Genomic DNA, 20,517 nt, shown 5'->3' with positions numbered 1-20,517 from the left:
TCCCACATTTTGATCTTCAGTGTTTTTTACTTTCTCTCAGCCAACACCTTAAGCGCCTGCGCCGCAGCCTGCTCTTGCCCGGCCTGTGCAGTAGCATTGGCAGAATCACGCCAGCGCTGCACATCCACATTCGCCGGCAACTGACTCGGGCGCTGGGTCAAAATCGCCCAGTGCCCCGCGCTTTTCCACGCCGACTCAAAATCACTGAAACTCATCAACAGCCGTCGGTCCATGCCCGAGCGCAGCAGCACCGTGCTCTTTTGCTGGTTGAACCCCACTACGACCACATAGCGCGTGCCCGACCACATGCTGGGGTTGATCCGCGCCATCACCGGGTAACCCGCCGCCACTTGCGCCAGCACTGCCGTCAGCTGGCTGTCCAGCGGGTAGACCATCAGCCCGTATTCACGCGCCAGCACCTGCATGTTGCGCTCAAGGTTCGCCTCGCCGCCCGGCAAGTGCAGCGGTTTGTCGAGTAAACCGGGTGTCATGACAATGCCTTGTTGCGACAGCATGCTGGCTAAAGCTGAAGGACCGCTCTGATAGGCCTCGGTGCGATACGCCGGCACGCTCGTGAGTTCAACGCGCTCCGGCAACCCCGCCAGTTTCGACGGGTGCCCGGAACACGCCGCCAGCCCGAGGGCGCACGCCAGCAGCAAGCAGGTTTTAACGTTCGAGCGTAAGCGCAATTTTTTACTCTCTTGATCAACGGCCGGTAAGGGCCCAGATCATAGCCCAATCGCGTTTAGCGAGTGCGACAGGCTGCTGATATAGCCAACAAGTTGGACTGATTCGACCATTGGTCAATAGCACGCAACCGTCAGCTGGCTAGACTGTCCATTGAGAAGACTGTGTGTGCCCCAAGCGGGGCGAAAGGAGGCCCGAATGAGCCTTGCAACAACGATTTTCCTGCTGATTTGCGGTTGGCTGGCGGTGGCGGCCGCCATGTTGTGGGGCGTGATGCGCGTAACGCGCCGGCATCATCACCCCCATGTCACACCTGCTGCACCTGCCAAGCCGCACAAGGCCGTGGTGCATCACGCCTAGCCAGGCATGCAACTGAAGTCTTGAGTGGCTGCGACTTCCTTGCCGTGACCGTCCTTGAGCACGGCACGCACGGTGGTGCCCAGGCTCGACTCCACCAGCGTGTAGTGCTCACCCGCCTTGAAATTCTTGTACTCGACCCGGCCCTGGCAGTCTTGCTGGTTGTCGTCGCCCGGCTCCTCTTCAAACAGTGTCACATCCAGACGATGGTCCCCCGGCGTCACTTCAAAATAGCGGCCGTCATCCACACGGTGGCCGTCAACGCGCTCGGCCATCAGGTCATTTGGCGCTTCTTCCTTCAGACCGATCCACGCCTCGCTCGGGTCAGCTTTAGGGATGGGGCCAGCACAGGCCGACAACAACAAAACAACACCAAGCGCGGGGATCAACAACAGCGGTTTGAGTGACATGGCAAGGCTCCAAAGGGCTTCAGTAAACACATTGGCAGCGATTCAAATGTGTCGCCGCCGATGGGTTACAAGCTTGGAGAGCTGCTCTATGTAGAACAAATGAATACATATGAAACGATCTTCAGCCGTTAACTAAATGTTCCTTCACCTGGCTGAAAGGTGCGTGTTAGGTGGGTCGGGCAAGACTGCCGGGGTTTGCAATCCTGCTCCCTCGGAGGTTCACGCATGCTCGGGCTGGTAAAGACCGCACTGCAAAAGCCCTACACGTTTATCGTGTTGGCCATATTCATCTGCATCATCGGGCCGATGGCGGCCCTGCGAACCCCCACGGATGTTTTTCCCGATATCGGCATCCCCGTCGTCGCTGTGGTTTGGCAGTACAACGGCCTGTCCCCGGACGCCATGGCCGGTCGGGTGATCTACACCTACGAACGCTCCTTGAGCACCACCGTTAACGACATCGAACACATCGAATCGCAATCGCTGCCCGGCATGGGCATCGTCAAGATCTTCTTCCAACCGGGTGTGGACATCCGCACCGCCAACGCCCAAGTGACGGCCGTGTCACAAACCGTGCTCAAGCAGATGCCACCCGGCATCACGCCGCCGCTGATCCTCAACTACAGCGCTTCCACGGTGCCGATCCTGCAACTGGCGTTTTCCAGTCCCAGCCTCTCGGAAGCCAAGATCCGCGACCTGGTGCAGAACAATATCCGCCTGCCCTTGAGCGCCCTGCCCGGCCTGGCCATGCCCACACCAATGGGCGGCAAGCAACGCCAGATCACCCTCGACCTCGACCCCCAGGCGCTGGCTGCCAAAGGCTTGTCGGCCCAGGACGTGGGCAACGCGCTGGCGCTGCAAAACCAGATCATTCCAGTGGGTACCGCCAAACTCGGCCCCAACGAATACACGATCCTGCTCAATAACAGCCCCAAGGCGATTGATGAGCTCAACGACCTGCCGATCAAGACGGTCGACGGCGCAATCATCACCATCGGCCAAGTGGCCCACGTGCGTGACGGCTCGCCGCCGCAGACCAACATCGTGCGCGTCGACGGCCACCGTGCAGTGCTGATGCCAGCACTGAAAAACGGCAGCATTTCTACCCTGTCGATCATCGACGGCATCCGCCAGATGCTGCCGCGCATCAACGAAACCCTGCCGCCGTCGCTGAAGACCTCACTGCTGGGCGACGCCTCGGTGTTCGTTAAACAATCGGTGGGCAGCGTGGCCCAGGAAGGCATCATTGCCGCACTGCTGACCAGTGCGATGATCCTGCTGTTCCTCGGCAGCTGGCGCTCCACCTTGATCATCGCCGCCTCGATTCCTCTGGCGGTGTTGTCGGCCATTGCCTTGCTGGCGGCCACCGGGCAAACCCTCAACGTCATGACCCTCGGCGGGCTCGCATTGGCGGTGGGGATTCTGGTGGACGATGCCACAGTGACCATCGAAAACATCAATTGGCACCTGGAACAAGGCAAGGCGGTGAAGACCGCGATCCTCGACGGCGCCGCGCAGATCGTCGGCCCGGCGTTCGTATCGCTGTTGTGTATCTGCATCGTGTTTGTACCGATGTTCCTGCTGCAAGGCATCGCCGGTTACCTGTTCCGGCCGATGGCGCTGGCGGTGATTTTCGCCATGGCCAGCTCGTTCATTCTCTCGCGCACCCTGGTGCCGACCCTGGCAATGTTTTTGCTCAAGCCGCACGCGCCGGAGCAAGGGCCTGGGCATCACCCGGAAGATGAGTTCATCAACCATCACGAAGGTGAACAGCACAAAAAGCCGCGCAATCGGGTGCTGCAATCGGTGCTGAACTTTCAGCAGGGTTTTGAGCGGCATTTCTCGAATATCCGTGACACCTACCACGGCCTGCTGACCCTGGCGCTGGGCGCACGCAAGCGCTTTATCGTCGGTTTCCTGGCCTGCGTGCTGGCCTCGTTCCTGCTGTTGCCGAGCCTGGGCCAGGACTTCTTCCCGGCCACCGATGCCGGCGCCCTTGCCCTGCATGTGCGCCTGCCATTGGGCACGCGTATTGAAGAAAGCGCGGCGGCGTTCGACCGCATTGAAGCGCGGATTCGCGAAGTGATCCCGGCCGAGCAACTCGACACCATCGTCGACAACATCGGCATCCCGCTCAGCGGCATCGACATGGCCTACAGCAGCAGCGGCACCATCGGCCCGCAGGATGGCGACATCCAGGTCAGCTTGAAAAAGGACCATGCGCCGACCGCCGACTATGTGAAAAAACTGCGTGAAGCCTTGCCGCAAAGCTTCCCCGGCAGCCACTTTGCATTCCTGCCTGCCGACATCAGCAGCCAGATCCTCAACTTCGGTGCCCCGGCGCCGCTGGACGTGAAAATCTCCGGGCGCAGCGATGCAGAAAACCGCGCCTACGCCATCGAACTTGAGCGCCGCCTGCAACATATTCCGGGCATTGCCGACCTGCGCATCCAGCAGTCCACCGGCTACCCGTCGTTACAAGTGAACGTCGACCGTATGCGCGCCAATGGCCTGGGCATCACCGAGCGTGACGTGACCAACAGCATGGTCGCTTCGCTGGCCGGCAGCTCACAGGTGGCGCCGACGTTCTGGCTTAACCCGGCCAACGGCGTGTCGTACTCCATCGTCGCCGCGACCCCGCAATACCGTCTCGACAGCTTGCCGTCCCTGGAAGCCTTGCCGGTGACCGGCGCCGATGGGCAATCGCAAATCCTCGGCGGCGTGGCGAGCATCTCCCGCGTGCAAAGCCCAGCGGTGGTGACCCACTACAACATCGAGCCGACCCTGGACCTGTACGCCAACGTGCAAGGCCGCGACCTCGGCGGCGTGGCCCGTGACGTGCAAAAAGTGCTGGATGACACCGCCTCCATGCGCCCCAAAGGCGCGGTGATCAGCCTGCACGGGCAGATCGATGCGCTGCATGAAGCGTTCAGCGGGTTGAGCTTCGGCTTGCTCGGCGCCGTGGTGCTGATCTACCTGCTGATCGTGGTCAACTTCCAGTCGTGGGCTGACCCGTTTGTGATCATCACTGCACTGCCGGCCGCACTGGCGGGGATTGTGTGGATGCTGTTCCTCAGCGGCACCTCGCTGTCGGTGCCGGCACTCACCGGCGCCATCCTCTGTATGGGCGTGGCCACCGCCAACTCGATTCTGGTGGTGAGCTTCTGCCGTGAACGCCTGGCCGAACATGGCGACGCGCTAAAGGCCGCCATGGAAGCCGGTTACACGCGCTTCCGCCCGGTGTGCATGACCGCCCTGGCGATGATCATCGGCATGTTGCCGCTGGCGATTTCCGAGGAGCAGAACGCCCCGCTCGGCCGCGCCGTCATCGGTGGCTTGATCTTCGCCACCATCGCCACTTTGTTGTTTGTACCCGTGGTCTTCAGCCTGGTCCACGGTCGTCACCCTACTCGCGCAGCTGCTGGAGAAACCCCACATGTCGTCTGATCACAAACCCTCGCGCAAGCGTCTGATGCTCATGGGTGTCGGCGGCCTGACATTGGCCGCCCTGTTGGTCGCCAACGGCCTGCACGCTCGCACTACTCACGAAGAAGCGGTTACTGCCTGGACCGAAACCGCCGCCATCCCCCAGGTGATGGTGTTCCAGCCCAAGCTCAACGCGGCCGGCGACACCCTGCGCCTGCCCGCGCACCTCGACGCCTGGAGCAAGGCGCCGATTCATGCGCGGGTGAGTGGCTACTTGAAGGACTGGAAAGTCGACATCGGCAGCCAAGTGAAAGCCGGGCAAATCCTCGCCGAAATCGACAGCCCGGACCTCGACCAGCAGCTGGCGCAAACCCACGCCCGTCTGCTCCAGGAACAGGCTAATGCGCGCCTGGCCGCAACCACCGCCACACGCTGGCAGAACCTGCTCGCCAGTCACTCGGTGTCGCGTCAGGAGGCAGATGAAAAAACCTCCAACGCCGCTGCGGCCAAAGCCAACGCCGAAGCTGCCGCCGCCGACTATGCGCGGCTGTCGGCGCTGGAAAGCTACAAGACCATCCGCGCGCCGTTCGCCGGCACCATCACCGCGCGCAATACCGATATCGGCCAGTTGATCAAGGCCGATACCGACAGCGACCCGGAACTGTTCAACATCGCCGACACCCACCAGTTGCGCCTGTATGTGCCGGTGCCGCAGAACTACGCGTCGGTGATCCACCCAGGGCTTGAGGCTGAACTGACCGTGCCCGAGCACCCTGGCGAACACTTCAAGGCGCGCCTGATCGGCGACTCCACCGCCATCGACCGCCGTTCCGGCACCCTGCTTGCGCAGTTTGTCGCCGACAATCCCAATGGCGAACTGCTGCCCGGTGACTACGCCGAAGCCACGCTGCCGATTCCGGCCGACACCCACGGCGTGAGCATCCCGGCCAGCGCCTTGATCTTCCGCGCCCAAGGCACCCAAGTGGCGGTGCTGGACGCGCAGAACCACGTACACCTGCAAGACATCCATATCGGCCTGGACCTGGGCGAGCGCCTGGTGATCGACCAAGGCCTCAAACCCGCCGACCGCGTAGTCGACAACCCGCCAGACGCCCTGCGCGAAGGCGATCCGGTACAGCTTGCCCAAGCCGGAGGTGCGCATGCGCATAAGGTTTAACCCTCTCGCGGCGCTGGTGCTGCTGGCCCTGCAAGGTTGCTCGATGGCACCCACCTACAAGGTGCCCTCGGTTGACCTGCCGGCCGGCTACCGCGAACAGACCAGCGATGGCCCGTGGCACAGCGCGCAACCGTCCGACCAACTGGCACCCGAATGGTGGAAGCTCTACAACGACCCGCATCTCAATGACCTGCAACAGCAACTGCTCAAGGCCAACCCTGACCTGGCGGCGGCGCTGGCGCACTTTGATGCGTCCCAGGCGTATGCCAGCCAATTGCACGCTGGGTTGTTCCCGCAAATCACCGCCAGCGCGCAGCCATTGCGCCAGCGGCAATCGGATTCGCGGCCACTGCGCGGCGATACGCAGCCATCGGTGTACAACAGCAACACCGCAGCGTTTTCGCTGAGTTACGACCTCGACCTGTGGGGCAAAATCCGCAACCAAGTCGCGGCCGGTGACGCCCAGGCACAAGCCTCCGGGGATGACCTGGCAGTGGCGCGCCTGAGCCTGCAGCATCAGCTGGCGACCCTGTATGTGCAACTCAATGGGCTGGATGCACAGAGCCGGATTCTGAACAGCTCGCTGGATGATTTCAGCCAGGCGCTGCAACTGACGCACAGCCGATACGAAGGCCAGATCGCCTCGGAGCTGGACCTGACCCGTGCGCAAAACCAGCTGGCCGAAGCCAAGGCTCAATTGGATGAAGTGCGCGGGCAACGCAACCTTACCGAGCACGCCATTGGTGAGTTGGTGGGTGTGGCGGCCAGCAACTTCACATTGCCGCCGAGCCAGCAGTTGATTGCCCTGCCGGGCATTCCATCGCAACTGCCGAGCCACCTGCTGCAACGTCGTCCGGACATTGCGGCGGCGGAACGGCGGGTGTTTGCGGCCAATGCGAATATTGGCGTGGCCAAGGCGGCGTGGTACCCGGATTTCAGTCTGACCGGGTTGATCGGCGGGCAGACTCAAGGGGTTGGCAACCTGCTGTCTGCCGGCAACCGCTACTGGGCGTTGGGGCCGTTGGTGAATCTGCCGATCTTTGATGGTGGGCGGCTGAGCGCCAATGAGCGCCAGGCCAAGGCCGAGTTTGAAGAGGCATCGGCGCAGTACCGTAGCCATGTGCTGAAAGCGGTGCGTGAGGTGGAAGATAACCTGGCGCAACTGCGCGACTTGCAGCAGGAAGCCCAGGACGAGCAAGCGGCAGCGGACGCAGCGGAGCATACGCAGTCGTTGGCGATGAACAGCTATCAGGCCGGAGCCGTGAGCTATCTGGATGTGGTCACCGCACAGACGGCGGCGTTACAGGCACAGCGAACCTTGCAGGCCGTGCAGACGCGGCAGTTGCAGGCGAGTGTAGGGTTAGTCACGGCACTCGGCGGCGGCTGGCAACCCGGCGCCTGAAACTCCCCTGTAGATCGTTCCCACGCTCCGCGTGGGCATGCAGCCGGTGACGCTCTGCGTCACGACTTTAAGGGCGGACGCAGAGCGTCCAGAGCGGCATTCCCACGCAGAGCGTGGGAACGATCGGCAAAGCACAGCCGGGATTAAAGGTGGGAGCTGGCTTGCCTGCGATGGCGGTGAACCAGGCGCCTGATGGGTTGGCTGATACACCGCCATCGCAGGCAAGCCAGCTCCCACGCTTAGCGCGTCCAGAGCGCGGGAACGATCAATTTCATCCCTCTGGCCGGCTATTCAGAAAAATGTTCACCTGTGTGTAATCACTGCCGTTGGCATGTCGGTACAAGGTGCTGCTGTGATAATCAGACACTTCGCCCGCCACCGAAACGGCAACCGCCCGGCCTTGAACATCAACCTTTGCGGCGGCATCGCGCGTCACCAGAAACGGATTGGCATTTTCCAATTCAGACAATACTTCTGCGTCAGCGCCCAGGGTTCGATAAACATAGTATCGGTAGTTGAACGGAACCGTTGCCCCACCCCGGTCATCCTTGACCGCATAGATGGATGCTTCGCCGTTCAGCGGAACCTGGAGTACGACTTCTGTCAATTGCGGACGCCCTGGCGAAAATAACCCGTCAGCAGCGATATACAGCAAGCACAGCGCCAGCAGCGTCGTGGTAACCATCGAATAGCGTGACGTCCTAGTAGAACCTGAACCTGGCATACCTGATTCCTTCCTTGATCCAATGCTGGTCGACTGGGTCATCACCGAAGGGCGCATCGCCCCACCAACGACCAAACTCGGGTCTATCTGTACCGGCTCTGGTTTGAGCAAGCCCCGCTGCACGCAGAAGCACTTCTTCACTGAATCCGGCAGCAATGCCTACAGCACCATAATGGAAGTTTCCAAACGCTTCATACTCTTTGGAGATTTGCTTGTAGTCCCAAGGCCCGCGATTACGAACCTGAGTATAAAACCAAGAGTACATGAACGCTGAACCTGCTTTGAGCACATCCTTCTTATGTGCGGCGATGAACATATTTTCGTTAACTGATACGCCAGGCGGCGGCTTAGGGTTTGCCATTGCATGCTTCCTTTGCATTAGGTTTTTTCGAGGCGAAACCTAGCACTGGAAACGAAGAGTTTTGAGCGCTGCAAGACGTAAAAGAAACTTCATACGATAGATTAGGACACACCCTGCACCAGCCCCTCAAAGCGGGCTTTTTCCTATAGGTTTTTAGGGTTGTTGCTCGGAACTGCCCTGACTAATCTTCACGGGTCGCTGCCAACTCAGCGACCGGTCGTGAGAAGCCGAATTCCTCCTAGAATCTATGCGCCCACATTCCGTGGCCGCTCGTTTACTAAAAGGGCTTCGCGATGAACAAAGACCACGCCACCGCAGACTCAAACCTGCTCTTCACCCTCCACCCCAACCTCGACACCGAAACCCTGCTGGTCAATGCCTCTCAGGATCTGGAATCCATCACTGCCATCGCAGCGAACCTGGCTTTTGAAGTTGAAGGTCCGCAGCGCAGCGTGGTGCTGGGGATTTGTCGGATGGTGGAGTGTGTGCAGTTGCTGGTTGATCGAGTAGTTGAGGGAAGCGGCGAGGCACGTGTGCAGTAACGGCGTCGCCTGTCAGGGCCTCTTCGCAGGCAAGCCAGCTCCCACATTTGGAATGTATTCACAGACCAAAAGGTGGGAGCTGGCTTGCCTGCGATGAGCATAGGTATCTACCCAACTTTTTAAAGCTGCCACATGCCTCTGTGGCGAGCAGGCTTGCCCTGCGTTGGGCTGCGCAGCAGCCCCAATGTAGACACCGAGATGCTCCTGAAAGAACTCTGCGTCTGTTTTTTGGGGCTGCTGCGCAGCCCAACGCAGGGCAAGCCTGCTCGCCACAACAGCCCGCTTGCCACAGACTTTGTATTCAACAGAAGTTGCTTAGATACCTGTACTGCGATAGCACCCTATCAGGCAGCAAGCTTCCCGCTGGCAATCGCCGCCGACGCCGCCACCATCGCCCGCAACAACACCGCACACCCTGCCGCCAGATCATCCGGCGCGGCATTCTCGATTTCGTTATGGCTGATGCCACCTTCACACGGCACGAAGATCATCCCCGCCGGGCCCAACTCAGCGACAAAGATCGCGTCGTGCCCTGCCCCGCTGACGATATCCATGTTCGACAAACCCAACCCATTCGCCGCATCACGCACCGCGTCCACGCAGCCTTTGTCGAAGTACAAGGGCGGGAAGTCGGCAGTGGGTTCCAGCTCAAATGTCAGCCCATGCTTGGCACAGGTCTCGTCGATCACCGTGCGTACCTGGGCAATCATCGAATCCAGCCGCGTCGGTTCCAGGTGGCGCAAGTCCAACGTCATGCGCACTTCACCGGGGATCACATTGCGTGAGCCTGGATAAGCTTGCAGGCAACCGACCGTCCCGCACGCATGCGGCTGATGCCCCAACGCCGCCGCATTCACCGCCGCCACCACGGCGGCCGCGCCCACCAGAGCATCCTTGCGCAGGTGCATCGGCGTCGGCCCCGCATGCGCTTCAACACCGCGCAGTTTCAGGTCAAACCACTTCTGCCCCAATGCTCCCAGCACTACGCCGATGGTTTTCTTCTCATCCTCAAGAATCGGCCCTTGCTCGATATGCGCTTCGAAATACGCACCCACCTTGTGACCACTGACCGGCCGCGTTCCCGCATAGCCAATCGCATTCAACGCATCGCCCACGCTGACGCCATCCACATCGACCTTGGCCAAGGTATCGGCCAGGGTGAATTTCTCGGCAAACACACCCGAGCCCATCATGCACGGCGGGAAGCGTGAGCCTTCTTCGTTGGTCCACACCACCACTTCCAGCGGCGCTTCGGTTTCGATCTTGAGGTCGTTGAGGGTGCGCAGCACTTCCACACCCGCCAGCACGCCGAAGCAGCCGTCGAACTTGCCGCCCGTAGGCTGGGTGTCGATATGGCTGCCGGTCATCACCGGTGGAAGGTTGGGATTGCGGCCAGGGCGCCGGGCGAAAATATTGCCGATGCCATCGATGGTCACGGTGCAACCCGCGTCTTCACACCACTGCACAAACAGGTCGCGGGCCTTGCGGTCGAGGTCGGTGAGGGCCAGGCGGCAAACACCGCCCTTGGGCGTGGCACCGAGTTTGGCCAGGTCCATCAGCGACTGCCACAGGCGGTCGCGGTTGATGTGCTGATGGGTCGATTGCAGAACGTCCAGGGCAGCGTTCATGGGGATCTCCTCAGGCTGTATTTTTTATGAATTGACGCGGTTCCAGCAGTGAAATGAGGTCAAAAATGTGGGAGCGGGCTTGCTCGCGAATGCGTCGTGTCAGGCGACATGTGCGGCGACTGATACACCGCATTCGCGAGCAAGCCCGCTCCCACATTTGACTGGATTCCAACCTTTACAGCGGTGTTTTTACCGCCAACGGCAGAGCTCGGCGCTTGGCATTCAGGCCGTAATACAACAACCCACCCAACGCCGAGCCGGTGAACCAGCCGTAGCTGTAAAACCAGCTGAACGCATCACTGCCCAACGACAGCAAGGTCAGCACCACCGGCACACCAAAGGCCACAAAGCCACTCCAGTTCCACGCCGGGTACACGTCATCGCGGTACAAACCGGCCAGATCCAACTGCTGTTTGCGCGTGATGAAATAGTCCACCACCATGATCCCGGCGATCGGGCCGAGCAGGCTTGAGTAGCCCAGCAACCAGTTGGAGTACACGGTTTCCAGGCTCACATCCGAAACGATCAGCCCGAGTTTTTTCAGCAGTTCGTGGGCCATCAATGCCAGCCCGACCAGGCCGGTGAGGATCACCGCTGTGGTGCGGTTGATCAGCTTGGGCGCGATGTTCTGGAAGTCGTTGGTGGGCGAGACGATGTTCGCGGCGGTGTTGGTGGACAAGGTGGCGATGATGATCAGCGCCATGGCGATGGCCACCCACACCGGGCTCTGAATGTGCCCGATCAGGGTGACGGGATCGGAGACGCTGACGCCCACCAGCTTCACCGACGCCGCGGTCATGATCACGCCGAGGGCAGCGAACAGGAACATGGTCAGCGGCAGGCCGAAAATCTGCCCGAGAATCTGGTCCTTCTGGCTTTTGGCGTAGCGGCTGAAGTCGGGAATGTTCAGCGACAAGGTGGCCCAGAAGCCGACCATGGCCGTTAGCCCGGCCATGAAGTAACCGGTGAGGCTTGCGCCTTCGGGGCGCTTGGGAGGAATCGCCATCAGTTCACTCAGCGACACATTCGGCATCGCCCATACCAGCAAGCCTATTCCCACCGCCACCAGCAGCGGTGCCGACAAGGTTTCCAGGCGCTTGATCGACTCGGCGCCGCGCAGCACCACCCACAGGTTCAAGGTCCAGAAAATCATGAAGCCGATCACTTCACCGGTGCCGCCGAGGGACTTCCAGCCTTCGAAAATCGAGCCCAGGAACAGGTGAATCGCCAGCCCGCCGAACATCGTCTGGATACCAAACCAGCCACAGGCCACCAGCGCCCGAATCAGGCACGGCACGTTGGAACCCAGGATGCCAAAGGACGAACGCAACAGCACCGGAAACGGAATGCCGTACTTGGTGCCCGGGAAGGCGTTAAGGGTCAGCGGGATCAACACCACGATATTGGCCAGCAAAATCGCGATCAGCGCCTCGCCCACCGACAGCCCGAAATAGGCGGTGAGCACCCCGCCCAGGGTGTAGGTCGGCACGCAGATCGACATACCGACCCACAGCGCGGTGATGTGCCACTTGTTCCAGGTGCGTTCATGCACCTTGGTGGGTGCCATGTCGTGGTTGTAGCGCGGGCTGTCGAGGACGTCGGGGCCGGCCTCGAGTTCATACAGGCCGTTACGCTCAATAACTTGCGATCTGTTCTGTTGCATGGCCGCTCCACGGTTTTTTTAAAATTATTGTTGCTCATCCAACGCTGGGCGCCGGATGGCCGGAGTACCTCGTAAACAACATGACATCACGGGTTCGGCCAGCCGTCACTGCACTCAAAATCCGTGCCGATAACCGCCTCTGAACCCGCACCGCTTATATAACTGGCTGATGTTTATCAGCTTTCCGATTGTGCCCCGGGTACTTGTCGCCTTACTCAGGCTAAATAACGCGAAAGTTGCCCGAACTGTCAGGACTCAATCTGGTGCAACACAATTATTTTTATTTACCCACGCCGTCAAGCGGCATGTCTCAAGCGCCTGATTTGCAATAAGAAATGTTGCTCAATTCAAGAACCTGTCAAGTGCGTCAAAATGGTGAAGGGGCGCTACATTTTGGTGATTTTTAGTTTTTATCCTTATAAATCAATAACTTAATAACGATATATGCTTATAAAAAATCTTCTTGCCCATTCGAAAAACTCGGGCTAGTTTCTATTCCTGTCACCGATGACAGGATTAAACCCTGCATCGGCAAGCAGCATTACAACACTTAGAACTGGCACAAGCCGGTCAAGCCTGTGAGGAACTCGACATGTCGCTGTTGATCCGTGGCGCCACCGTTATTACCCATGATGAAAGTTACCGCGCCGATGTGTTGTGCGCAGGCGGTCTAATTCGCGCTATTGGCACGAATCTGGAGATTCCCGCCGGCACTGCAACACTCGATGGCAGCGGCCAATACTTGATGCCCGGCGGCATCGACCCGCATACGCATATGCAACTGCCCTTCATGGGTACCGTGGCCAGTGAAGACTTTTTCAGTGGCACGGCAGCAGGTCTGGCAGGTGGCACCACCTCGATCATCGACTTTGTGATTCCCAACCCGCAGCAATCGCTGATGGAGGCTTTTCACCAGTGGCGCGGCTGGGCGGAAAAATCCGCCTCCGACTACGGTTTTCATGTGGCGATCACCTGGTGGAGCGAGCAGGTGCGCGAGGAGATGGCCGAGTTGGTCAGCCACCATGGCATCAACAGCTTCAAGCACTTCATGGCTTACAAAAACGCGATCATGGCGGCGGACGACACCCTGGTCGCCAGCTTCGAGCGCTGCCTGGAACTGGGCGCGGTGCCGACGGTGCACGCAGAAAACGGCGAGCTGGTGTATCACCTGCAACGCAAGCTGATGGCCCAAGGCATTACCGGGCCGGAAGCGCATCCGCTGTCGCGTCCGTCCCAGGTGGAAGGTGAAGCAGCCAGCCGCGCCATCCGTATCGCCGAGACCATCGGCACGCCGTTGTACCTGGTGCATGTGTCAACTCAGGAAGCACTGGATGAAATCACCTACGCCCGTGGCAAAGGCCAGCCGGTCTACGGCGAAGTGCTCGCCGGGCACTTGCTGCTGGATGACAGCGTGTACCAGCACCCCGACTGGCAAACCGCCGCTGGCTACGTGATGAGCCCGCCGTTCCGCCCGCGTGGGCATCAGGAGGCACTCTGGCATGGCTTGCAGTCGGGCAACCTGCACACCACTGCCACCGACCACTGCTGCTTCTGCGCCGAGCAAAAAGCTGCCGGCCGTGATGACTTCAGCAAGATCCCCAACGGCACCGCCGGTATCGAAGACCGCATGGCGCTGCTGTGGCACGAGGGCGTGAACACCGGGCGGCTGTCGATGCAGGAGTTCGTTGCGCTGACGTCCACCAACACCGCGAAGATATTCAACCTGTACCCGCGCAAAGGCGCGATCCGCGTGGGTTCCGATGCAGACCTGGTGCTGTGGGACCCCCAGGGCACGCGCACAATTTCAGCCAAGACCCACCATCAGCAAGTCGACTTCAACATCTTCGAAGGCAAGACCGTGCGCGGCGTGCCGAGCCACACCATCAGCCAGGGCAAGCTGGTATGGGCCGATGGTGATTTGCGCGCCGAGCGTGGGGCCGGGCGGTATGTGGAACGGCCGGCGTACCCGGCGGTGTTTGAGCAGTTGAGCAAGCGGGCTGCACATTCCAAACCAGTAGCTGTTAACCGCTAAAGCCGCCTTCGCGAGCAAGCCCGCTCCCACACTCGATCCCATTTCAACTGAATAAACGCAGTCGAATGTGGGAGCGGGCTTGCTCGCGAAGAGGCCAACACAGGCGACACAAAACCCAATGCCCATCAGAGGCAGCACCTCAACAACCGTGAGGCCAAAACCGTGATCCAGACCCTGACCCACCTCCCCCATCCCCATGAAGATGGGCCGACACTCGCCAGCCACTTCACCGACCTGGCGCCGCCCCTCAACGCCCGCCAGGCCCAACTGGAAGCCTCGCGCTGCCTGTATTGCTACGACGCGCCTTGCGTGAATGCGTGCCCCAGCGAAATCGACATCCCGTCGTTCATCCGCAATATCCACACCGAGAACGTGCAGGGCGCCGCGCAGAAAATCCTCTCGGCCAACATCCTCGGCGGCAGCTGCGCCCGCGTGTGCCCCACCGAGATTCTGTGCCAGCAAGCCTGCGTGCGTAATAACGCCGAAGAATGCGCGCCGGTGCTGATCGGCTTGTTGCAACGCTACGCCATCGACAACGCGCACTTTCGCGAACACCCGTTCCAGCGCGCGGCACCGACCGGCAAACGCATCGCCGTGGTCGGCGCCGGGCCTGCGGGCCTGGCCTGCACGCACCGTGCGGCCTTGCATGGCCATGACGTGGTGATTTTCGAAGCACAAGAAAAAGCCGGCGGCCTGAATGAATACGGGATCGCCAAGTACAAGCTGGTGGATGATTTTGCCCAGAAGGAGCTGGATTTCCTGTTGCAGATCGGTGGCATCGAGATCCGCCACGGCCAGCGCCTGGGTGGCAACCTGACCTTGAGCGAACTGCATCAGCAATTCGATTCGGTATTTTTGGGCCTGGGCCTTGCCGCCAGCAAACAGCTGGGCTTGCCCCATGAAGATGCGCCCGGCCTGCTCGCCGCCACCGACTATATCCGCGAACTGCGCCAGGCCGATGACCTCAGCCAACTGCCCTTGGCCGACCGCTGCATCGTGCTCGGCGCCGGTAACACCGCCATCGACATGGCCGTGCAAATGGCCCGCCTCGGCGCCCGCGACGTGAACCTGGTGTATCGCCGCGGCTTGGCCGACATGGGCGCCACTCACCATGAACAGGAGATTGCCAAGGCCAATCAGGTGCGGCTGCTGACCTGGGCTCAACCGGATGAAGTGTTGCTGGATGCTCAAGGCCGAGTGCGCGGCATGCGCTTTTTACGCACGCGCATGGACAAAGGTCGCCTGCAGCCCACGGGCGAGGCCTTTGAACTGGCCTGCGACGCGATCTTCAAAGCCATCGGCCAAGGTTTTGACAGCGAGGCACTGCACGACCCCTTGGCCCAGCAACTGCACCGCGTGGGCGAGCGCATCTTCGTCGACGAACAGCTGCAAACCAGCATCCCGGGTATCTATGCCGGGGGCGATTGCGTCAGCCTCGGCCAGGACCTCACCGTGCAGGCGGTGCAACACGGCAAGCTGGCCGCCGAAGCCATGCACGCCCAACTCATGCTGAACGTGGAGGCTGCGTAATGGCCGATCTCTCGATTGTATTCGCCGGTATCAAAGCCCCTAACCCATTCTGGCTGGCCTCCGCGCCGCCCACCGACAAGGCCTACAACGTGGTCCGCGCCTTTGAAGCCGGCTGGGGCGGCGTGGTGTGGAAAACCCTCGGTGAAGACCCGGCGGCGGTCAACGTCTCGTCACGTTATTCAGCGCACTACGGTGCCAACCGTGAAGTACTGGGCATCAACAATATCGAGTTGATCACCGACCGCTCCCTGGAGATCAATCTTCAGGAAATCACCCAGGTGAAAAAGGATTGGCCCGACCGCGCCTTGATCGTCTCGCTGATGGTGCCGTGCGTTGAAGAATCCTGGAAAAACATCCTGCCATTGGTGGAGGCCACCGGTTGCGATGGCATCGAGCTGAACTTCGGCTGCCCCCACGGCATGCCCGAGCGCGGCATGGGCGCAGCGGTCGGCCAGGTGCCGGAATACGTGGAACAGGTGACGCGCTGGTGCAAGACCTACTGCTCGTTGCCGGTGATCGTCAAGCTCACGCCGAACATCACCGATATACGCGTGGCGGCACGCGCGGCGTATCGCGGCGGCGCAGACGCGGTGTCGTTGATCAACACCATCAACTCCATCACCAGTGTGGACCTGGAGCGCATGGTCGCCCTGCCGGTGGTCGGCACGCAAAGTACCCATGGCGGCTATTGCGGCTCGGCGGTCAAGCCGATTGCGTTGAACATGGTCGCCGAAATCGCCCGCGACCCGCAGACCCAAGGGCTGCCGATCTGCGGCATCGGTGGCATTGGCAACTGGCGCGATGCGGCGGAATTTGTCGCACTGGGCTGTGGCGCGGTGCAGGTGTGTACGGCGGCGATGCTGCATGGGTTTCGGATTGTGGAAGAGATGAAGGACGGGCTGTCGCGGTGGATGGACAGCCAGGGCTACACCAGCCTGCAGGAGTTTTCCGGGCGGGCAGTGGGCAATACGACGGATTGGAAGTACCTGGATATCAACTATCAGGTGATTGCCAAGATCGATCAGCAGGCGTGTATCGGCTGTGGGCGTTGCCATATTGCCTGCGAGGACACCTCGCACCAGGCGATTGCCAGCTTGAAACAGGCGGACGGCACGCACAAATACGAGGTGATCGATGATGAGTGCGTCGGCTGCAATCTGTGCCAGATCACCTGCCCGGTGGCCGATTGCATCGAGATGGTGCCGATGGAAACGGGCAAGCCGTTTTTGAACTGGACGCAGGATCCGCGTAACCCTTACCGCGAGGCTGTGTAGCCCTTTAGACCGCCTTCGCGAGCAAGCCCGCTCCCACATTCGACTGCATTTCTTCAGGCAAAATGCGATCAACTGTGGGAGCGGGCTTGCTCGCGAAGAGGCCGTCAGCCCCACCACGCACCTCAAGGCTCCAAGCCAATCCCACGCAAAATCACACTGGTGACCGTCTGGATCGCCCTCTCGAACTGCATATCCGACAACGGCTGGTGATCATTCAAGATTTTCACCTGATGATCAAAGTCCGCATAGTGCTGGGTCGAGGCCCAAATCATATACAGCAGGCTTGAAGGCTCCACTGGCAGGATGCGTTTGTCTTCTACCCACTGACGAATTTTCGCCTCCTTCATCTTGGCCCAGTCGTACAGGCTTTCGTCCAGCGCCTCACCGAGGGTTGGCGCGCCGTGGATGATTTCATTCGCCCAGACTTTCGAACCATACGGCCGCGTGCGCGAGCGCTGCATCTTGGCGCGGATATAACTGCTGAGCACCACCCGTGGGTCATCGAAGGTTTCAAAGCTCAGGGCGTCCTGTTTCCACAGGTCCAGCAGGTCGAACAGTACCGCGCTGTACAGCTCGCTTTTGGTGCTGAAGTAGTAATGCAGGTTGGAGCGCGGCAGTTGCACTTCTTCGGCAATATCGGCCATGGCGGTGCTGCCATAGCCCTTCTCGGCGAAGACTTTCTCCGCCGCCAGCAGGATTTTCTCGACGTTGCTGCGCCGGATGCCGATCTTGTGATTGCCCATGGATGGTGGAGCCCCAGTCACTTCTAAATACAATTCATTTTCAAGCATCACATCATGAACCGCTTCATTAGGCTACACGCCGTTGATCGCGAGATTAGCGCCAGCGCCGCAAAGCCCGCAGTATTGAAGGCGTCAGCCTGCGTGATCGGGCTATGATCGGCGCATCTGAACCGGACACCCCGACCTATGGCCGTTGACCTGCACGCCCTCTACCCGAAATTGATCCACCTGATGCTGGACACGGTTTTCGTGGTCGACAGTGACAACCTGATCGTGTTTGTCAGTGATGCCTGCCAAGCCCTGCTCGGTTACCGCGCCGACGAGCTGACCGGCACCCTCATTACCGACTACATGCACGCCGAAGATCTGGCTCGCACCCGCGCCTCGATTGTGCGCGTCATGAACGGCAGGCCCCACGTGGATTTTCGCAACCGTTATCTGCGCAAGGATGGCAGCGTGGTGCATATCCTGTGGGCAGCGTTCTGGTCCGAAGAAGTCGGCGCGCGCATCGGCGTGGCGCGCGACGTCACGGCGCTCACCCAGGCCGAGGAGGAACTGCGCTTCCTCGCCCACCATGACCCGCTGACGGCGCTCACCAACCGTTCGTTGTTCAACGATGGCCTGGCGTCGGCCCTGCACACCGCACGGCGTGATAACACCCGGCTGGCGTTGCTGTTTCTGGACGTCAATGACTTCAAGGCCATCAACGATGTGCATGGCCACGCGGTGGGCGATCGCGTGCTCTGCGTGATTGCACGGCGGCTGGAACGCTGCGTGCGTGACAGCGACCTGGTGGCGCGCATGGGCGGTGATGAATTCACGGTGTTGCTGACCGATGTGCAGTCACACGAAACGGTTAGCGGCAAGGTGGCGCAGATACTCGCGGCCATGGCCGAGCCGCTGGGCGCTGAGTTTGGCTCGGTCAGGATGCCGTCCTGCAGCGTGGGCGTCGCGTTTTACCCGGCCGACGGTGCAGACGCCGATACCCTGCTCAGCCACGCAGACAGCGATATGTACCGGATAAAAAGGCAGCGGTTTGCCGCCGAGTGATGAAACTTCCTACGCGAACCTTCCCCACCAAAAACGGATTGGTTAGGATCGCGGTCCACTTGAAGGATCATTGCAATGACTATTCGACCTCGCGTGGCCGCCGACGACCCGGTGCTGGGAGCACTGTGGGAGCGCTCGGTGCGAGCCACCCATGACTTCCTCCCCTCACTTGAAGGTACTGAACAATGTTGATCAAGAAAGCCCTCACCACCGTTACCCTGCTCGCTTCCCTGCTGGGCGCTTCTGCGGCATTTGCCCACGCCCACCTCAAAAGTTCGACACCGGCGGCAGACAGCACGGTTGCCGCGCCCGCCGACCTGCGCCTTACCTTCAGCGAAGGCGTCGAGGCCACGTTCACCAAAGTGTCACTGAGCAAAGACGGCACCGAAGTCGCGATCAAAGGCCTGGAAACCCCGGACGCCGACAAGAAAACCCTGGTGGTCACACCCGCCGCGCCGCTGGCCGCGGGTAACTACAAAGTGGTGTGGAACGCCGTCTCGGTCGACACCCACAAGAGCAACGGTGAATACAGCTTCAAGGTCGGCCAATAACCCATGGCAACCCTGCTGGTGCTGTGCCGCTTCGTGCATTTCATCGTCGTGCTGTTGATGTTCGGGGCCTGTGCCTTCAGGCCCTGGTTGCTGGGCAACGAAGTGCAGCCGGCACTCGATCGGCAACTGCTGCGTATCACCCGCGCCCTGGCCTGGCTGGGGTTGTTCTCCGGCGTGGCCTGGCTGCTGTTGATCACCGCCAGCATGGCGGGCAGTTGGGACGCGGCGCTGCAACCGGCCACGGTGCAGTTGGTGCTGGGCAAAACCTTTTTCGGCCAGGTGTGGGTCTGGCATCTGTTGCTGAACCTGCTGCTGGTGGTGGTGTTGATCAAACCCTGGCCGACCTTGCGCCTGCCGTTGAGCGCATTGCTGTTGGCGACGCTGGCGCCGGTCGGCCATGGCGCCATGCTCAATGGGCTGAGCGGGCAATTGCTGATCCTCAATCAAGTGGTGCACCTCACGTGCGTCGGCGCCTGGCTGGGTGGGTTGTTGCTGCTGGTGCTGATTCTGCGGTTGTCGCCAAAGCCTGCGCTGGAGCCGATCCTCAAGCGTTTCAGCGGTGTGGGTTATGGCCTGGTTACTGGATTGCTGGTGACGGGTTTGATCAATGTTCGCGTGCTGACCGGGCAGCTGTGGCCCACGCCGCTGTTCAACGGGTTTGCGCTGATTTTGTTGATCAAGGTGCTGATGGTGCTGGGTATGTTGGCGCTGGCGCTGTTGAACCGGTTGCGTATCGAGCACTGCGAGGAGCGACTGGGCAGTTTGAAGGCCAGTGTGATGCTCGAATGGTTGCTGGGTATTTCAGCTGTAGCCGCGGTGTCCCTGCTGGGCACCTTGCCGCCGATGGTGATGGCTGGCTAAACCCACGCAGAGCTCAAGTCGAACTCGGTGAAAATGTGGGAGCGGGCTTGCTCGCGAATGCAGTGTGTCAGTTACAGATGAATTGACTGACACACTGCA

General features: G+C 60.5%; 18 protein-coding genes and 1 pseudogene. 12 read left to right on the top strand and 7 right to left on the bottom strand.

Annotated elements, in window-relative coordinates; translation table 11 throughout:
• Positions 1–26: 26 nt before the first annotated feature.
• On the bottom strand, positions 27–689 hold the full coding sequence (locus ACTD9P_RS17320) for a peptidase C39 family protein (protein ID WP_438868655.1): 663 nt from the start codon (positions 687–689) through the stop codon (positions 27–29).
• Between the two features lie 196 nt (positions 690–885).
• Between ACTD9P_RS17320 and ACTD9P_RS17315 the strand changes: the two genes are divergently transcribed.
• Positions 886–1,047, top strand: a complete 162-nt coding sequence (locus ACTD9P_RS17315; protein ID WP_438868654.1) for a hypothetical protein — start codon at positions 886–888, stop codon at positions 1,045–1,047.
• Here ACTD9P_RS17315 and ACTD9P_RS17310 read toward each other — a convergent pair.
• A complete protein-coding gene (locus tag ACTD9P_RS17310; RefSeq protein WP_285679359.1) occupies positions 1,044–1,454 on the bottom strand; it encodes a PA0061/PA0062 family lipoprotein in 411 nt (136 codons plus the stop codon). The genes ACTD9P_RS17315 and ACTD9P_RS17310 overlap by 4 nt on opposite strands.
• A gap of 225 nt (positions 1,455–1,679) precedes the next feature.
• Here ACTD9P_RS17310 and ACTD9P_RS17305 point away from each other — a divergent pair, with 225 nt between their 5' ends.
• From ACTD9P_RS17305 to ACTD9P_RS17295, 3 genes are read left to right on the top strand one after another with little or no spacing between them, the layout of a single operon-like run.
• Positions 1,680–4,901 carry an efflux RND transporter permease subunit gene (locus ACTD9P_RS17305; RefSeq protein ID WP_438868653.1) on the top strand — a complete coding sequence of 1,074 codons (3,222 nt, stop codon included), beginning with the start codon at positions 1,680–1,682 and terminating at the stop codon, positions 4,899–4,901.
• Positions 4,891–6,057 (top strand): efflux RND transporter periplasmic adaptor subunit, encoded by a 1,167-nt coding sequence (locus ACTD9P_RS17300; RefSeq protein WP_138814814.1) that lies wholly within the window; start codon positions 4,891–4,893, stop codon positions 6,055–6,057. Before ACTD9P_RS17305 ends, ACTD9P_RS17300 begins: the two co-directional genes overlap by 11 nt.
• Entirely contained in the window at positions 6,041–7,459 is a 1,419-nt protein-coding gene (locus tag ACTD9P_RS17295; protein ID WP_438868652.1) for an efflux transporter outer membrane subunit, read from the top strand. Before ACTD9P_RS17300 ends, ACTD9P_RS17295 begins: the two co-directional genes overlap by 17 nt.
• 271 nt (positions 7,460–7,730) lie before the next feature.
• On the opposite strand, the gene ACTD9P_RS17290 is transcribed toward ACTD9P_RS17295, so the two are convergent.
• Together ACTD9P_RS17290 and ACTD9P_RS17285 are read right to left on the bottom strand one after the other, a co-directional pair.
• Positions 7,731–8,183, bottom strand: coding sequence for a hypothetical protein (locus ACTD9P_RS17290; protein WP_438868651.1), 453 nt, complete (start codon positions 8,181–8,183; stop codon positions 7,731–7,733).
• Positions 8,161–8,544 (bottom strand): polymorphic toxin type 44 domain-containing protein, encoded by a 384-nt coding sequence (locus ACTD9P_RS17285; protein WP_065931116.1) that lies wholly within the window; start codon positions 8,542–8,544, stop codon positions 8,161–8,163. The genes ACTD9P_RS17290 and ACTD9P_RS17285 overlap by 23 nt, the downstream gene beginning before the upstream one ends.
• Before the next feature lie 293 nt (positions 8,545–8,837).
• On the opposite strand from ACTD9P_RS17285, the gene ACTD9P_RS17280 reads away from it, so the two are divergent.
• Entirely contained in the window at positions 8,838–9,086 is a 249-nt protein-coding gene (locus ACTD9P_RS17280) for a DUF6124 family protein (protein ID WP_438868650.1), read from the top strand.
• A 344-nt stretch (positions 9,087–9,430) separates the two neighbouring features.
• Here ACTD9P_RS17280 and ACTD9P_RS17275 read toward each other — a convergent pair whose 3' ends face one another.
• Both ACTD9P_RS17275 and ACTD9P_RS17270 read right to left on the bottom strand, forming a co-directional pair.
• Positions 9,431–10,714: a Zn-dependent hydrolase gene (locus ACTD9P_RS17275; protein WP_438868649.1), complete on the bottom strand. Its 1,284-nt coding sequence runs from the start codon at positions 10,712–10,714 to the stop codon at positions 9,431–9,433.
• A 175-nt stretch (positions 10,715–10,889) separates the two neighbouring features.
• Entirely contained in the window at positions 10,890–12,377 is a 1,488-nt protein-coding gene (locus ACTD9P_RS17270) for an NCS1 family nucleobase:cation symporter-1 (RefSeq protein WP_438868648.1), read from the bottom strand.
• 592 nt (positions 12,378–12,969) lie between these two features.
• On the opposite strand from ACTD9P_RS17270, the gene hydA reads away from it, so the two are divergent.
• From hydA to preA, 3 genes are all read left to right on the top strand, one after another.
• Positions 12,970–14,409, top strand: coding sequence for a dihydropyrimidinase (gene hydA / locus ACTD9P_RS17265; RefSeq protein ID WP_438868647.1), 1,440 nt, complete (start codon positions 12,970–12,972; stop codon positions 14,407–14,409).
• Between the two features lie 162 nt (positions 14,410–14,571).
• Entirely contained in the window at positions 14,572–15,939 is a 1,368-nt protein-coding gene (locus tag ACTD9P_RS17260) for an NAD(P)-dependent oxidoreductase (RefSeq protein WP_438868646.1), read from the top strand.
• A complete protein-coding gene (gene preA / locus ACTD9P_RS17255) occupies positions 15,939–17,213 on the top strand; it encodes an NAD-dependent dihydropyrimidine dehydrogenase subunit PreA (RefSeq protein WP_138814807.1) in 1,275 nt (424 codons plus the stop codon). The genes ACTD9P_RS17260 and preA overlap by 1 nt, the downstream gene beginning before the upstream one ends.
• A 122-nt stretch (positions 17,214–17,335) precedes the next feature.
• Here preA and ACTD9P_RS17250 read toward each other — a convergent pair whose 3' ends face one another.
• The gene (locus ACTD9P_RS17250; RefSeq protein WP_438868645.1) at positions 17,336–17,956 is read right to left on the bottom strand and encodes a TetR/AcrR family transcriptional regulator; all 621 of its coding nucleotides are present in this window, start codon (positions 17,954–17,956) and stop codon (positions 17,336–17,338) included.
• Between the two features lie 186 nt (positions 17,957–18,142).
• On the opposite strand from ACTD9P_RS17250, the gene ACTD9P_RS17245 reads away from it, so the two are divergent.
• From ACTD9P_RS17245 to copD, 4 genes and pseudogenes are all read left to right on the top strand, one after another.
• Positions 18,143–19,006, top strand: a complete 864-nt coding sequence (locus ACTD9P_RS17245) for a diguanylate cyclase domain-containing protein (RefSeq protein WP_438868644.1) — start codon at positions 18,143–18,145, stop codon at positions 19,004–19,006.
• A gap of 75 nt (positions 19,007–19,081) precedes the next feature.
• A pseudogene (locus tag ACTD9P_RS17240) lies at positions 19,082–19,171 on the top strand (GNAT family N-acetyltransferase); the annotation flags it as partial.
• 20 nt (positions 19,172–19,191) lie between these two features.
• A complete protein-coding gene (gene copC, locus ACTD9P_RS17235) occupies positions 19,192–19,557 on the top strand; it encodes a copper homeostasis periplasmic binding protein CopC (protein ID WP_056861375.1) in 366 nt (121 codons plus the stop codon).
• 3 nt (positions 19,558–19,560) lie between these two features.
• Positions 19,561–20,418 carry a copper homeostasis membrane protein CopD gene (gene copD / locus ACTD9P_RS17230; RefSeq protein ID WP_438868643.1) on the top strand — a complete coding sequence of 286 codons (858 nt, stop codon included), beginning with the start codon at positions 19,561–19,563 and terminating at the stop codon, positions 20,416–20,418.
• Positions 20,419–20,517: the final 99 nt, after the last annotated feature.

The organism is Pseudomonas onubensis, from assembly GCF_965653655.1.
In the GTDB taxonomy this organism is placed as follows: Bacteria; Pseudomonadota; Gammaproteobacteria; order Pseudomonadales; family Pseudomonadaceae; genus Aquipseudomonas.
Note: the sequence above shows the minus strand (reverse complement) of the source record. Positions and strands in the feature narration are given on the sequence as shown.